The following is a 14,866-nucleotide window of genomic DNA, read 5'->3' on the forward strand; positions in this document are numbered from 1 at the left end:
CACCCAGGCCCGCAGGTCCAGGTCGCTGCCGAGCAGGTCCAGGACCACGTCCGGGCCGCCGCCCGCGGGGCCAGACGTCATCAGGCGCCGGTGCCGGTCCACGACCGCGGCCAGATCGCCGGCGCGCTCGCCCGAGACCTGGCGCACGACGTGCTCGGTGATCGTCGCGAACGCCACCGACTCGTTCACCGCGAACAACGGGAGCCGGTGCCGGGCGCAGGCCTGCACCAGGTCCTCGGGGATGGCGCCCAGCTCGGCCTCACCGGCCGCCAGGGCCGCGACGCCCGCCGTGGACAGCAGCCGTACGAAGGGCTCGGCGTCCGCCGCGTCCCGGCGCCAGGCGAGGCCCGTGAGGACCAGCTCGCCCCCGGACAGATAGCGGCTGGGATCCCGCAGGTCCGTCGTCATGACGCCACGGACCGTGCGGTCCAGCTCCTCGTCACCGCCGAGGAGCCTGAGGCCCAGCGCGTCCGTGTCCAGCAATGCGCGCAGCCGCATGTCGTCGTCGCCGCCGATCTGTCTCGAACTGTTTCCTGGGTTTCTGCAGGAAAACGAAGAGGTTACTGATGTTCTCCGTTCATACGAATCTACAAGACACCTGTGTTGGTCAGCCAACTCCTTCATGGTTTCCGTGACTGACCCTGGTGGAGCACCGGGCGGTGTACTGAGCCCACTCCGCGTTAACAGCACATGAACGAGCCCCCGTGATCCGCACATCCATGGCTCGAACTGATCGCACGAACCACGAACACGAATGAAGAGAGCCACTCATGGACTTCCTTCGCCCCGCCAGCTGGGAGGAGGCGCTCGCCGCGAAGGCCGAGCACCCCACAGCTGTGCCGATTGCGGGTGGCACCGATGTCATGGTCGAGATCAACTTCGACCACCGCCGGCCCGAGTACCTCCTCGACCTCAACCGCATCGGCGAGCTGAGCGAGTGGGAGATGGGCGAGGGTCCACAGGGCACTGTCCGGCTCGGCGCCTCCGTCCCGTACACCACGATCATGGAGGAGCTGCGCACCGAGCTGCCGGGCCTGGCGCTCGCCTCGCACACGGTCGCCTCGCCGCAGATCCGCAACCGCGGCGGCGTCGGCGGCAACCTCGGCACCGCCTCCCCGGCCGGTGACGCCCACCCGGCGCTGCTCGCCCACGGCTGCGAGGTCGAGGTCGAGTCCGTACGCGGCTCGCGCATGATCCCGATCGACGAGTTCTACACCGGCGTGAAGCGCAACGCGCTCGCCCCGGACGAGCTGATCCGCGCCGTCCACCTGCCCAAGGCCGACGGACCGCAGCAGTACTCGAAGGTGGGCACGCGCAACGCCATGGTGATCGCCGTGTGCGCCTTCGGCCTCGCTGTGCACCCCGGGACGCGCACCGTGCGCACCGGCATCGGCTCCGCCGCGCCGACCCCGGTCCGCGCCAAGGCGGCCGAGGAGTTCCTCAACTCCGCCCTGGAAGAGGGCGGGTTCTGGGAGAACGGCAAGATCATCACGCCGTCGGTCGCCAAGCAGTTCGCGGACCTGTGTTCCGCCGCCTGCAACCCGATCGACGACGTGCGCGGCACCGCCTCGTACCGCCGCCACGCGGTCGGCATCATGGCCCGCCGCACGCTCACCTGGGCCTGGGAGTCCTACCGCGGCACCGCCGCCCGCACGGAGGGAGTCGCGTAATGCGCGTCAATTTCACGGTCAACGGCCGCAAGCAGGAAGCCGACGACGTCTGGGAGGGTGAGTCCCTCCTGTACGTCCTGCGCGAGCGCATGGGCCTGCCGGGCTCGAAGAACGCCTGCGAGCAGGGCGAGTGCGGCTCGTGCACCGTCCGCCTGGACGGCGTACCGGTGTGTTCGTGTCTGGTGGCCGCCGGACAGGTCGAGGGCCGCGAGGTCGTCACCGTCGAGGGCCTCGCCGACTTCGCCAAGAACCGCACCTGCGGGCACGACGAGAGCGGCACGACCCTCCAGGAGGCGCAGGGCTGGTCCGCCAAGGGCACCGACTCGCAGACCGGTGAGGGCACCGAACTCGCCCCGATCCAGCAGGCGTTCATCGACGCCGGCGCCGTCCAGTGCGGTTTCTGCACGCCGGGTCTGCTGGTCGCCGCCGACGAGATGCTGGAGCGCACCCCGAACCCGTCCGACGCGGACATCCGCGAGGCGCTCTCGGGCAACCTGTGCCGCTGCACGGGCTACGAGAAGATCATGGACGCGGTCCGGCTCGCTGCGGCCCGCCAGTCCGCACCCGAGGGGGTCTGAGGCGATGGCTGACACACGTACGACGGGTATCCCGTTCAACGTCACGCAGGGAGCACCGACCAAGGGCGGCATCGGCGAGTCCACGCTCCGCCCCGACGGCACCCTCAAGGTCACCGGCGAGTTCGCGTACTCGTCCGACATGTGGCACGAGGACATGCTGTGGGGGCAGATCCTGCGCTCCACGGTCGCGCACGCCGAGATCGTCTCCATCGACACGGGCGAGGCGCTGGCCACCCCCGGCGTCTACGCGGTCCTCACCTACGACGACCTGCCGACCGAAGTGAAGACGTACGGCCTGGAGTTCAAGGACACCCCGGTCCTCGCGCACGGCAAGGTCCGCCACCACGGCGAGCCGGTCGCCCTCGTGGCCGCCGACCACCCGGAGACCGCGCGCCGCGCCGCCGCGAAGATCAAGGTCGAGTACCGCGAGCTGCCCGTCATCACCGACGAGGCGAGCGCCACCGCGCCGGACGCGATCCTCGTCCACGAGAACCGCGACGACCACCACAGCGGCCACGTCCCGCACCCGAACATCGTGCACCGCCAGCCGATCGTGCGCGGCAACGCCGAAGAGGCCGCCAAGAAGGCCGACTTCATCGTCAAGGGCGAGTACTACTTCGGCATGCAGGACCAGGCCTTCCTCGGCCCCGAGTCCGGGCTCGCCGTGCCGTCCGAGGACGGCGGCGTCGACCTGTACGTCGCCACCCAGTGGCTGCACTCGGACCTCCAGCAGATCGCCCCGGTCCTCGGCCTGCCCGAGGACAAGGTGCGCATGACGCTCTCCGGCGTCGGCGGCGCCTTCGGCGGCCGCGAGGACCTGTCGATGCAGATCCACGCCTGCCTGCTGGCCCTGCGCACCGACAAGCCGGTCAAGATCGTCTACAACCGCTTCGAGTCGTTCTTCGGGCACGTCCACCGCCACCCCGCGAAGCTCTACTACGAGCACGGGGCGACCAAGGACGGCAAGATCACGCACATGAAGTGCAAGATCGTCCTCGACGGCGGCGCCTACGCCTCCGCGTCGCCGGCCGTCGTCGGCAACGCCTCGTCGCTGTCGGTCGGCCCGTACGTGATCGACGACGTCGACATCGAGGCCATCGCGCTGTACTCGAACAACCCGCCCTGCGGCGCGATGCGCGGCTTCGGCGCGGTCCAGGCGTGCTTCGCCTACGAGGCCCAGATGGACAAGCTCGCCGACGAGGTGGGCATGGACCGGGTCGCGTTCCGCCAGCTCAACGCCATGGAGCAGGGCACGATCATGCCGACCGGACAGCCGGTCGACTCGCCCGCACCGGTGGCCGAACTGCTGCGCCGCGTCAAGGCGATGCCGCTGCCGATGGAGCGCCAGTGGGAGTCCAGCGAGGGCTCCGACGTGCGCCAGCTGCCCGGCGGTCTGTCCAACACCACGCACGGCGAGGGCGTCGTCCGCGGTGTCGGCTACGCGGTCGGCATCAAGAACGTCGGCTTCTCCGAGGGCTTCGACGACTACTCCACCGCCAAGGTGCGCATGGAGGTCATCAACGGCGAGGCCGTCGCCACCGTGCACACCGCCATGGCGGAGGTCGGCCAGGGCGGCATCACCGTCCACGCGCAGATCGCCCGCACCGAACTGGGCGTCGCGCAGGTCACCATCCACCCCGCCGACACCCAGGTCGGCTCGGCCGGCTCGACGTCCGCGTCGCGTCAGACGTACGTCACCGGCGGCGCCGTCAAGAACGCCTGCGAGCTGGTGCGCGAGAAGGTCCTGGAGATCGGGCGCCGCAAGATGGGCACCTACCACCCGGCGTGGGCCACGGCCGAACTCCTCCTGGAGGGCGGCAAGGTCGTCACCGACGGCGGCGAGGTCCTCGCCGACCTCGTCGACGTCCTGGAGGGCGAGGCGGTCGAGCTGGAGGAGGAGTGGCGCCACCGGCCCACCGTCCCCTTCGACCTGGTCACCGGCCAGGGCAACGGCCACGTGCAGTACTCGTTCGCCGCGCACCGCGCCGTCGTCGAGGTCGACACCGAGCTCGGCCTGGTCAAGGTCATCGAGCTGGCCTGCGCCCAGGACGTCGGCAAGGCGCTCAACCCGCTGTCCGTCGTCGGCCAGATCCAGGGCGGCACCCTGCAGGGCATGGGCATCGCGGTGATGGAGGAGATCGTCGTCGATCCCGTCACCGCGAAGGTCAGGAACCCGTCCTTCACGGACTACCTCCTCCCCACGATCCTCGACACGCCGACCATCCCGGTCGACGTGCTCGAACTCGCCGACGAGCACGCCCCGTACGGGCTCCGCGGTATCGGCGAGGCACCGACCCTGTCGTCCACCCCGGCCGTCCTCGCGGCGATCCGGAACGCGACGGGGCTCCAGCTCGACCGGACTCCGGTCCGGCCCGAGCACCTGACCGGTACCGCTCCGGCGTAACCACGTCGGGAACGCGGGGGCCGCTCGCCCCCGCCCTTCGACTCCGGACGGTGTGTGCCTCCCAGGAACGTCACACTTCCCCAGCCCACACCGTCCGGAGCACTTCAGAGCAGTCCGTCTCGGGCCGTCCCCCGGGTCGTGCAGCCATCCCAAATCCCGCACGGTTTCCAGCAGTGCGCGGGTGCCCCTTTGAACCTTGGGAAACGAGGCACCATGACCCAGCAGTCAGTGGAGCCGAAGACCGCCGCATCCGAGGCGGGCGCGGGTTCGCGCCAGCCCGCCGGCAGGTCTTGGCTCGACAGGTACTTCCACATATCCGACCGGGGATCCACCGTCGCGCGCGAAGTGCGCGGTGGCGTCACGACCTTCATGGCCATGGCGTACATCCTGCTGCTCAACCCCCTGATCCTGTCCGGCAAGGACTCCGCCGGTGACACCCTGGGTCAGAAGGCCCTGATCACCGCGACCGCCTTCGCCGCCGCGTTCACCACGCTCCTGATGGGCTTCGTCGGCAAGGTCCCGCTCGCCCTTGCTGCCGGACTCTCCGTCTCCGGTGTGATCTCCTCGCAGGTCGCCCCCGAGATGACCTGGCCGCAGGCCATGGGCATGTGCGTGATGTACGGCGTCGTGATCATGCTCCTGGTCGTCACCGGCCTACGCGAGATGATCATGAACGCGATCCCGCTGGCGCTCAAGCACGGCATCACCATGGGCATCGGCCTGTTCATCGCCCTGATCGGCCTGTACAAGTCCGGCTTCGTCCAGGTCGGCAAGGCCACCCCGCTCACGCTCGGCGCGACCGGCGAACTGGCCGGCTGGCCCGTCCTGCTCTTCGCGGGCACGCTCCTCCTGATCTTCATGCTGCAGGCGCGCAACACCCCCGGCGCGATCCTGATCGGCATCATCACCGGCACGGTCGTCGCGATGATCCTCAACGCGCTCGACGTGATCAACCCCAAGCAGTGGGCCAACGGAGCACCGGAGCTGCACGGCAGCGCCGTCTCCACACCGGACTTCTCGCTCTTCGGCAAGGTCGAGTTCGGCGGCTGGGGCGAGGTCGGCGCGATGACGGTCGGCATGATCGTCTTCACCCTGGTCCTGGCCGGCTTCTTCGACGCGATGGCCACCATCATCGGCGTCGGCACCGAGGCCAACCTGGCCGACGACAAGGGCCGCATGCCGGGCCTGTCCAAGGCGCTGTTCATCGACGGCGCGGGCGGTGCGATCGGCGGCGTCGCCGGCGGCTCCGGCCAGACCGTCTTCGTCGAGTCGGCGACCGGCGTCGGCGAGGGAGCCCGCACGGGTCTCGCCTCCGCCGTCACCGGCCTGTTCTTCGCCGCCTGCCTGTTCTTCACGCCGGTCACCGCGATCGTCCCGCAGGAGGTCGCGTCCGCCGCCCTGGTCGTCATCGGCGCCATGATGATGATGAACGCCCGGCACGTCGACTGGGCCGACCGCGCCACCGCGATCCCGGTGTTCCTCACCGTGGTCCTGATGCCCTTCACGTACACCATCACCACCGGTGTGGCCGCGGGCGTCATCTCCTGGGTCGCCATCAAGATCGCCCAGGGCAAGGCCCGGGAGATCGGGGCCTTCATGTGGGGCCTGACGGTGATCTTCCTCGTGTACTTCGCCCTCAATCCGATCGAGAGCTGGATGGGCGTCCACTGACGCCGACCGCTTCGATCCTCGTAACCGCTAAGGAGACCGAGACATGCTGGACATCGCCGAGGAACTCAACCGGTGGGTCGAGCAGGGACGCGACTTCGCCGTGGCCACCGTGGTGGCCGTCGGCGGCAGCGCGCCCCGGCAGCCCGGCGCGGCACTCGCCGTCGACGGCGAAGGCACGGCGATCGGTTCGGTCTCCGGCGGTTGCGTGGAGGGCGCGGTCTACGAACTGTGCCAACAGGCGCTCGAGGACGGGGAACCGGTCCTCGAACGCTTCGGATACAGCGACGACGACGCCTTCGCCGTGGGACTCACCTGCGGCGGCGTCATCGACATCCTCGTCACGCCCGTACGCGCCGCGAACCCGGCCGTACGGGACGTGCTGGCGGCCGCGCTGGCCGCCGCCGCCACGGGGGAGGCGGCGGCGGTCGCGCGGATCGTGTCCGGACCGGCCGAACTCATGGGCCGCGCCCTGCTGGTGCGCCCCGACGGCTCGTCCGAGGGCGGCTTCGGCGCCCACCCCGAACTCGACCGCACGGTCGCCGGCGAGGCACTCGCCTACCTCGACGCGGGGCGCACCGCCACCCTGGAGATCGGCGAGCAGGGCTCGCGCTGCGGAGCACCGCTCACGCTGCTCGTCGAGTCCTCCGTCCCCGCCCCCCGGATGATCGTCTTCGGCGCGATCGACTTCGCGTCCGCGCTCGTGCGGATGGGAAAGTTCCTCGGCTACCACGTCACCGTCTGCGACGCCCGCCCCGTCTTCGCGACGGCCGCCCGCTTCCCCGACGCCGACGAGATCGTCGTCGAGTGGCCGCACAAGTACCTCGACCGCACGGACGTCGACGGCCGGACCGTGCTGTGCGTCCTGACGCACGACGCCAAGTTCGACGTACCCCTGCTCCAGCTCGCCCTGCGCCTCCCGGTCGCCTACGTCGGCGCCATGGGCTCCCGCCGCACGCACCTGGACCGCAACGACCGCCTGCGCGAAGTCGGCGTCACCGAACTGGAGTTGGCCCGCCTGCGCTCCCCGATCGGCCTCGACCTCGGCGCCCGTACGCCGGAGGAGGTGGCCCTGTCCATCGCCGGCGAGATCGTGGCGAACCGGCGGGGCGGCAGCGGCGTGTCCCTGACCGGGGCGCACACGCCGATCCATCACGAGGCCGGGGCGACGCGGAGGATCGGGTCGGTGGCCTGACCGCCGCCCGTCGTTCCGTTCCCCTTGCCGCCGTGGTGCCGCCGCACCACGGCGGCGGCCTGGCGCGGTCACCCGGCACGGGCCACCGGCGCCGCGGGCAGAGCGCGCATGCCTGTGCACGGGCCGGGCCCTGACTCGGGCCCCTCGCGGCCGATTTCGCGCGGACGTTCCTGAAGGGACCCTTGACGCTGGTGCGACGGGCCACGATCCTGCCGTGGGAGCGCTCCCGCAAGTCCGTCCGTGACCGTGCGACCCAGGAGTGAACCCGTGCGAGGTCCCCTCAGACGTGCCTCAACTGGCATAGCAGCACTGTCCGTCGCCCTGGCCATGGTGTTCTTCGGCGGCCCCGTCGCCGACGGCGCCGAAGACGTCGGCCATGCGCCCCGCCTCTACACCCCGGACCCCAACCCGGACGCCGTGCGCCAGATCGTCGGGCTGGTCCGGGACCGTCAGTACCAGGACGCCGCCCGCATCACGGCCATGATCGCCACCCCGCAGACCGTCTGGTTCGGTGACCAGAGCCCCGCCGAGGTGGAGCGGCTCACCCGGGACGTGGTCAGGGACGCGGCCCGGAGCGAGTCCGTGCCCGCCCTCGCGCTCTACAACATCCCCGGGCGCGACTGCGCCAACTACTCCGCGGGCGGCGCCGCGAACACCGCCGAGTACCAGGCCTGGATCGACGCCGTCGCCCGCGGCATCGGCGGCCGCGACGCCCTGGTCGTCCTGGAGCCCGACGCGCTGGCCCTGCTGCCCGCCGACTGCGGACAGGACGACGCCGAGGGCACGAAGACCGCCGCCCGGTACGCCGAGGTGAACTACGCGGTCGACCGGCTCGAACCGCTGCGCGGCACCAAGGTCTATCTCGACACCGGGCACCCCGGCTGGCACGCCGTCGGCTCGATCGTGCCGCGCCTGGTCAAGGGCGGCGTGCTGCGCGCCTCCGGCTTCTACACGAACGCCTCGAACTACAACACGGACGACGCCAACTCCTGGTACGGCAAGCTCATTTCGTCGTGCATCGCCTACGTCGGCGGGGGCGGGGACGCCGCTGACTGCCCGTCCCAGTCGGCGCCCCGGGCCGAGGCGCAGGCCTGGCTCGACGCCCACGTCCACGTGCCCCCGTCGCGGATGGCGCACTTCGTGACCGACTCCAGCCGCAACGGGCGGGGCCCGTGGACCCCGCCCGCCGGGAAGTACACCGACCCGCAGGACTGGTGCAACCCGCCGGACCGGGGCCTCGGCGCCCGCCCGACGCTGCGCACCGGGGACCCCCTGCAGGACGCGCGGCTGTGGATCAAGACGCCGGGGGAGTCGGACGGGCTGTGCCTGCGCGGGACGCAGGGTCCCGAGGACCCGGAACGGGGCACCCTCGACCCGAAGGCCGGGGAGTGGTTCCCGCAGCAGGCACGGGAGTTGGTGCGGTACGCCAACCCGCCGCTTCTGTAAGGGAGTTGCGCAGGGGGGGCAGCGCGAAGGGGGGCGGCTCAGTCGGGCAGGACGGCCTCGAAGGCGCCCTGCTCCGCGAGGGAGCGGAGGAAGGGCCCCGCCGGGAACGACTCCGCCGGGCTGAACACCCCGGCCTTGCGCGGACCCTCGCCGCCGGTGAGCCGGAGCACCGCCTCCACCGAGGCCAGCGCTCCGGCCCGCCAGATGTCCCGGCCCCGCACGTGCGCGTTCACGCCGCCGCCCCCGGTGCGCAGCACCTGGACCGCGACCGTGAACTCGGTGCGGGCCCGCTCCTCGGGGCTCGCGTCGACGCTGGTGAAGATCTGCTCCTCCTCGAACGTCGAGGAGGTGAGCTGCACTTCGACCGTCCGGGCCGGCACGTGCCGCGGCACGGTGACGACCTCCCCGGAGGGGAACGGCACGAGCGTGGTGCGCGGACCGACCGGCGGCGGGAACGGGAAGACCGAGTTGCGGATCTCCACCGGGCCGACGCGCTGCGCCCCGTCCACGAAACTGACGCGGTCGATCTCGCCGATGAGGAGGTTGGCGGTGTTCACCGCCCCCTGCGTCATCCGCCAGCCGCTGACCGCGTACCCGACGGTGACCTTGTCCACCTCGGACAGCCCCTCGGCGGCCGCCGAGGCGAGCAGGTCGCCCAGGCCCCCGTAGAAGCTCATCTGCGGGATCAGCACGGCCCCGCTGCGCTCGGCCGTGCTCTGGAACGCGTCGAAGAGGTGCTTGACCGGGTGCGGCTCGATGGCGTGGTCGACGTACGGGATGCCGGCCGCGGCCGCCGCGGCGGCGACCGGGGCGCCGGTGGTCGTGAAGGGGCCCGCGCAGTGGTTCAACGCGTCGGCGCGCTCGGCCAGTCGGCGCAGGGCGGCGCTGTCGTCGATCGGCGCCACGTGCACGGCGACGCGGTCCGGTGCGGCGAGTTCGGCGGCCAGGGAGCGCAGGCCCGGCTCGCTGCGGCCGGCGAGGATCACGTCCTGGCCGCGGGCGAGGAGTTCGGCGGTGACGAGGCGCCCGGTGTGTCCGGTGGCGCCGTAGACGGCTATGGCCATCAGGGCTCTCACTTCCGTACGGAGGAGTGGGACCGAAGGGGACAAGGTACAACTCATCCGTGTTGCCGAGGAGTTGTCCGGCCCGTCAACTCCCGTCCCGCAGCAGCCCGTTCACCGCACGGCCGAACATCCATCGCCCTGCCACCGCGAGCACCGGGTCCAGCGCGCCGGGTACCGCGCGCACCCGCAGTTCCTCGCGCCACTCCACCCGCGCCCCGCCCGCGCCGAGCGCCCGCACCTCGAACTCGGCCCAGCCGGTGACGAACCGGCCGCGCTTGACGAGCCGGCAGCGGTGCGGCGGCTGCCAGGCGACCACTTCCATCGGGTCGTCGAAGCCCAAGCGACCGCCGAACCCGGTACGGGCCACGAACACCGTGCCCGCGGCCGAGGGCGCCGGCGTCGTCACGGTGACCCGGGTGAGGGGCACGACCGTGCCGTGCCGTTCCCAGTCGGTCAGGCGCCGCCACGCCTCGGCGACGGACAGCGGGGTCTCGCGGACGATCCGGACATGGGCCACGCCGCGAGCGTAGGCCGCCACCCGGCGAGCCGTGCCGCAATCGGCCAGGTGTGTCGGGGGCGGGCCCTCAGGGCTTGTAGACCTTCCCCGGCTCCGCCTTGCCCGGGGCGAGCAGCTGCGGCACCGTCACGAAGACGAAGCCCTTCTGCTTGAGCGCGTCGATGATGCCGGGGACGGCCGGGACCGTGCCCTTGTAGATGTCGTGCAGAAGGATGATGCTGTCGCGCCTGGTCTGCGCGACCGCACGCTTCTGTATCAGGGCGGAGTCGTCGGTCGTGTAGTCCTTGCAGGTCACGTCCCACAGGATCTGCGCCAGCCCCTCCTTCTTGGCGAGCGCGCCGACGTGGTCGTTCGTGCGGCCCTGCGGGGGACGCATCAGCGTGGGGCGCTTGCCCGTCAGCTTCTCCACGGCGTCGTCGGTGCGCCGGAACTCGTCGCGTATCTGGGCGTCGCCGATGTCGGTGAGGATCTTGTGGTCCCAGGTGTGGCTGGCGAGTTCGTGCCCCTCGCGTGCCATGCGCTTGACCAGGTCCGGGTGCTTGGCGATGTGGTTCCTGCCGAGCAGGAAGAACGTCGCCGGGACCTTCTTGTCCTTGAGGATGTCGAGCAGCCGCGGGCTGTTCGCGCTCGGACCCGCGTCAAAGGTGAGCGCGACGCACTTGGCGTGCCGGCAGTCGACCGTGCCGAACGCCCCGACGGAGCGCGCGCCGCCGGACGTCGCGTCGGCGGCGGCCGGGCTCTTGCGCGCGGCGCTCGGCTTCGTCGTGTCGTAGTGCGTACAGCCACTCAGGGCGACGGAGAGGGTTCCGGCGATCGCGAGGGCCGCGACCGCACGGAACCCGTTCCGCATTTTCATCATCTTCTCATGTGCGGCAAGCATGCAGGCACTATACACAGTGGCTATACACCATGTGTGTAGCTAGTTGGCCTGCGGCTTTACTGTCAGGAGGCCTCCTTGTAGGCAGTCTGGAGCTTGTTGAGCGCACCCGCGTAGTCGCCGCGCAGGGACAGCTGGTCGGCCTCGGCGAAGGGTTTCGCCCACGCCGCCGTGACCGTGGCGCCCGCCTGCTGCTGGACGATCAGCCGGCCCTTGCCGACGAGCGCGCGCCCGGCGGTCGCGTCGTGCACGTACCGCGCCGCGAGCGCGAGCGCCTTGAGGGTGAGCGCGCCGCCGCCCGGCACCTTCGTCAGGGTGGTGAGCCCGTAGCCGTAGGGGAACTGCGGATCGTACGAGGAGTCGCCCACGTTGATCGGGAGCTGCGCCTGCGACTTCGGCCAGGTGACCGGGAGCTGCCCCGTGAAGGGCCGCCTGCCGTAGAGCACGTCGGCGACGCCGTCGCCCTCGGTGCCCGGCAGCCAGGAGGCCACGAGCCCGTCGACCTCGCCGAGCCTGTCGCCGATCAGCTGCGGCCGGCCCGACACCGTCAGCACCACGCACTTCATGGCGCCGCAGACCTTGTCCACCGCCGCCTTGTCCGCCGCGGTCAGCTCCAGGTCGTTGCCGTTGCCGACGTCGCCGACGCCCTCCGCGTAGGGGGTCTCGCCGACGACGACCACGCCCACGTCGTATCCGGCGGTCGGCGCCGAGGCGTCCTCGGAGTAGGAGACCGCGGTGCCCGGGGAGGCCTTCCTCATCGCCTGGAGGATCGTCGTGCCGTCCGTGTGCTTCCCGGACTCGCCCTGCCAGGTGATGGTCCAGCCACCGGTCTGGTTGCCGAGGTCGTCGGCGTTGGACCCGGCGACGTACACCTTCTGCGACTTCTTCAGCGGCAGCACGTTCCCGGAGTTCTTCAGCAGCACCTGGGACTCGGCCGCGGCCTGCCGGGCCACGGCACGGTGCGCGGACGAACCGATGTCGCCGATCCGTGACGTGTCCGCATACGGCTTCTCGAAGAGCCCGAGCCTGAACTTCTGGGTGAGGATGCGCGACACGGCGTCGTCGATCCGCCGCTCGGTGACCCGGCCCGCCTTCGCCTCGGCGACCAGGCCGTCACGGAAGTCCTTGTACGCGTACGGGGCCATGACCATGTCGACGCCCGCGTTGACCGACGTGCGGATGTCGCTCGCGTAGTCGCCGGGGATCTGGTCGATGCCGTTGTAGTCGCTGATGACGAAGCCGTCGAAGCCGAGCTTGCCCTTCAGCTCCCCGTTGATCATCGCGGCGTCGGCGTGCATCTTCACCGGGCCCTGGTCGTCGCCGATGACGTCGAGCGAGGAGTACGACGGCATGACCGTGCCGATGCCCCGGTCGACGGCCTCGCCGAACGGCGCGAGGTGCACCGCCTCCAGCTCCTGCCGCGTCACCGTCGTGACGCCCTGGTCGATGGTGTACGTGCCGTTCGTCGACGAGCCGTACGCCGTGCCCCCGTCGCCGACGAAGTGCTTCGCCGTGGCGAGCACCTTGTCGCCGCGGTCGAGGTCGCCGCCGTCCGCGCGGCCCTGGAAGCCCTGGATCATCGTCTCCATGGACTTCACCAGCGCCGGGTCCTCGCCGAACGACTCGTAGGAGCGGCCCCAGCGCTCGTCGCGCGAGACGCACAGACAGGGCGCGAAGTCCCAGGGGACGCCGGTGGCACGCACCTCGGAGGCGGTCACCGCCCCTGTCCTTTCGGCCAGTCCAGGATCGCGGCTCGCGCCGATGCCGATGTTGTGCGGCATGATCGTCGCGCCGGGCAGGTTGTTGTGGCCGTGCACCGCGTCCACGCCGTAGATCAGCGGGATCTGGAACCGCGTGGCCTGCGCCCGCAGTTGGAAGCCGTCGATCATCGCGGCCCACGCCTCGGCCGTGTTGGGCGTCGGCGTCGAGCCGCCGCCGGAGAGCAGCGAACCGAGGTCGTAGCCGGTGACGTCGGCGCCCGCGCCCACGCCGCCGCGCTCGGCCTGGGTCATCTGACCGGCCTTCTCCTCCAGGGACATGCGCGAGACGAGGTCGGCGACCCGCTTCTTCACGGGCAGCTTCGCGTCGAGGTAGGGCAGGCCGTGGGCGTCGATGACGACCTGCGGGGTCTCGGCGGGCGGCTTGGCGCCGGTGACGGTGAGCGCGAGGGGGATCGTCTCGGCGGTCTCGGCCCGCTCGCGGTCCTTCGACGTGACGACCGAGACCGTGCGCGACGCGCCGGACGCGGTGCCCGCGGGGAAGGTGACCTTGCCGGTGACGGGTCGGTAGTCGGAGCCGGGCGTCGCCGTGCCGCCGTCGGTGGCGTACGCGACGCTCACGTCGTCGGCGAGCGGCACGTTCCCGGTCGTCGTCACCGACACCTTCACGCGGGCCGAGCCGCCCTCCTTCACCGGGTAGACGGCGGCGTCCGTCGACACCTGTGCGCGCAGCGCCGGATCGGCTGTCCCGTACAACTCGACGTCGTCCAGGGCGAATTGGCCCTTCACCCCGACCGGGAGAGTGAGCGAGTAGCCCCACATCCTGTCGAGGCCGAGCACGTGGTCGATGCCGCCGACGGGCTGGTAGTCCGTGCGGTACGCGAACTGCGTGAACGGCAGCTCGATCTGCTTCCAGCCGGTGAAGTCGTCCGTGAACGAGGTGTTCCACAGCTCGGACGCCTCGCCGTGCGCGCCGCCGTCCTTGATCTCGAAGGGGATCCTGCGTCCGGAGCCGTCGCCGTACCACCACAGGCGGATGCCTTTGTGGGCCGACCAGTCGTGGGCCGGCTGATCGGCGGCGTAGTCGTGGCTGAAGCCGCCGTAGCCGTTGATGTCGTACGAGCCTTCGAGGACCTTGGCGCCCTCGGGTGCGTCGGCGCGGTCCTTCAGCTCCAGCGTCGGATTGTCGTCGGCGTCGCCGCCCCAGGGGAACAGGCCCTCGGCGGGCTGCGCCGCGAAGGGCACCTCGCCCTCGAACCGGTCGACGGGCACGGGGGCCGGGTCGTCGGCCGAGGCCGGTCCCGCGGTGGTGAGCGGCAGCAGTCCGGCGGCGAGCGCCGAGACGGCGAGCAGGGCTGCCCGTCTCCTGCGACCTGGTGCACGGGTGTGAATGGTGTGACGCAAGGTGCCCTCCCGATGGTCCTGTCACGGGTGATGGTGGTGCGTCCGGCCGTGCTTAATTCAAGGGTTGAGTTAAAGACGGTGCCGTGGGGCCGTCAAGTCTTCGGAACGTAAAGGCAGTTGACGCCACGCGCCTGATTGACAGGCCCGCCGCCGCCCCGGATCGTGTCCACCGGGGTGTGACGCCTGACGGTTGGGGGACCGCGATGAGGTGGCCGGGGGACGTGTCCGACAGTGGTGCGGAGCAGAGCGGGGGCGGCGGGCCCGCGGGGCCCGCGGGAGGCGGCGCGTTCGGCCCGCCTCCGGCGATGCCGCCGGACCCCGGGCG

The 14,866-nt window shown here is 71.1% G+C and carries 11 protein-coding genes; 6 read left to right on the forward strand and 5 right to left on the reverse strand.

Features of this window, described 5'->3' with window-relative positions:
• Nucleotides 1-498 (reverse strand): PucR family transcriptional regulator ligand-binding domain-containing protein (locus tag G3I40_RS14025; protein ID WP_203644031.1); only part of this gene is annotated, 498 nt, incomplete at its 3' end.
• Between the two features lie 272 nt (nt 499-770).
• Between G3I40_RS14025 and G3I40_RS14035 the strand changes: the two genes are divergently transcribed.
• The 6 genes from G3I40_RS14035 (at nt 771) to G3I40_RS14060 (ending at nt 8,961) form a co-directional block, all read left to right on the forward strand.
• Entirely contained in the window at nt 771-1,670 is a 900-nt protein-coding gene (locus G3I40_RS14035; RefSeq protein WP_164302493.1) for a xanthine dehydrogenase family protein subunit M, read from the forward strand.
• Nucleotides 1,670-2,248, forward strand: coding sequence for a (2Fe-2S)-binding protein (locus tag G3I40_RS14040; protein WP_164302494.1), 579 nt, complete (start codon nt 1,670-1,672; stop codon nt 2,246-2,248). Before G3I40_RS14035 ends, G3I40_RS14040 begins: the two co-directional genes overlap by 1 nt.
• Before the next feature lie 4 nt (nt 2,249-2,252).
• A complete protein-coding gene (locus G3I40_RS14045; RefSeq protein WP_164302495.1) occupies nt 2,253-4,652 on the forward strand; it encodes a molybdopterin cofactor-binding domain-containing protein in 2,400 nt (799 codons plus the stop codon).
• A gap of 213 nt (nt 4,653-4,865) precedes the next feature.
• Nucleotides 4,866-6,323: an NCS2 family permease gene (locus G3I40_RS14050; RefSeq protein WP_164302496.1), complete on the forward strand. Its 1,458-nt coding sequence runs from the start codon at nt 4,866-4,868 to the stop codon at nt 6,321-6,323.
• Between the two features lie 43 nt (nt 6,324-6,366).
• Complete coding sequence (locus tag G3I40_RS14055; protein ID WP_164302497.1) at nt 6,367-7,515, forward strand: XdhC/CoxI family protein; 1,149 nt, start codon at nt 6,367-6,369, stop codon at nt 7,513-7,515.
• A gap of 267 nt (nt 7,516-7,782) precedes the next feature.
• On the forward strand, nt 7,783-8,961 hold the full coding sequence (locus G3I40_RS14060; RefSeq protein WP_343244925.1) for a glycoside hydrolase family 6 protein: 1,179 nt from the start codon (nt 7,783-7,785) through the stop codon (nt 8,959-8,961).
• Nucleotides 8,962-8,999: 38 nt separating this feature from the next.
• Here G3I40_RS14060 and G3I40_RS14065 read toward each other — a convergent pair whose 3' ends face one another.
• The 4 genes from G3I40_RS14065 to G3I40_RS14080 all read right to left on the reverse strand — a co-directional run bounded on the left by G3I40_RS14065 (nt 9,000) and on the right by G3I40_RS14080 (nt 14,541).
• Nucleotides 9,000-10,025, reverse strand: a complete 1,026-nt coding sequence (locus tag G3I40_RS14065; RefSeq protein ID WP_164302498.1) for a saccharopine dehydrogenase NADP-binding domain-containing protein — start codon at nt 10,023-10,025, stop codon at nt 9,000-9,002.
• Nucleotides 10,026-10,110: 85 nt separating this feature from the next.
• Nucleotides 10,111-10,542 carry an SRPBCC family protein gene (locus G3I40_RS14070; protein ID WP_164302499.1) on the reverse strand — a complete coding sequence of 144 codons (432 nt, stop codon included), beginning with the start codon at nt 10,540-10,542 and terminating at the stop codon, nt 10,111-10,113.
• A gap of 67 nt (nt 10,543-10,609) precedes the next feature.
• Nucleotides 10,610-11,401, reverse strand: a complete 792-nt coding sequence (locus G3I40_RS14075) for a polysaccharide deacetylase family protein (protein ID WP_203644037.1) — start codon at nt 11,399-11,401, stop codon at nt 10,610-10,612.
• Nucleotides 11,402-11,484: 83 nt separating this feature from the next.
• Nucleotides 11,485-14,541, reverse strand: a complete 3,057-nt coding sequence (locus G3I40_RS14080) for a glycoside hydrolase family 3 N-terminal domain-containing protein (RefSeq protein ID WP_203644033.1) — start codon at nt 14,539-14,541, stop codon at nt 11,485-11,487.
• Nucleotides 14,542-14,866 lie beyond the last annotated feature (325 nt).

It is taken from the genome of Streptomyces sp. SID14478 (genome assembly GCF_010548525.1).
GTDB lineage: Bacteria > Actinomycetota > Actinomycetes > Streptomycetales > Streptomycetaceae > Streptomyces.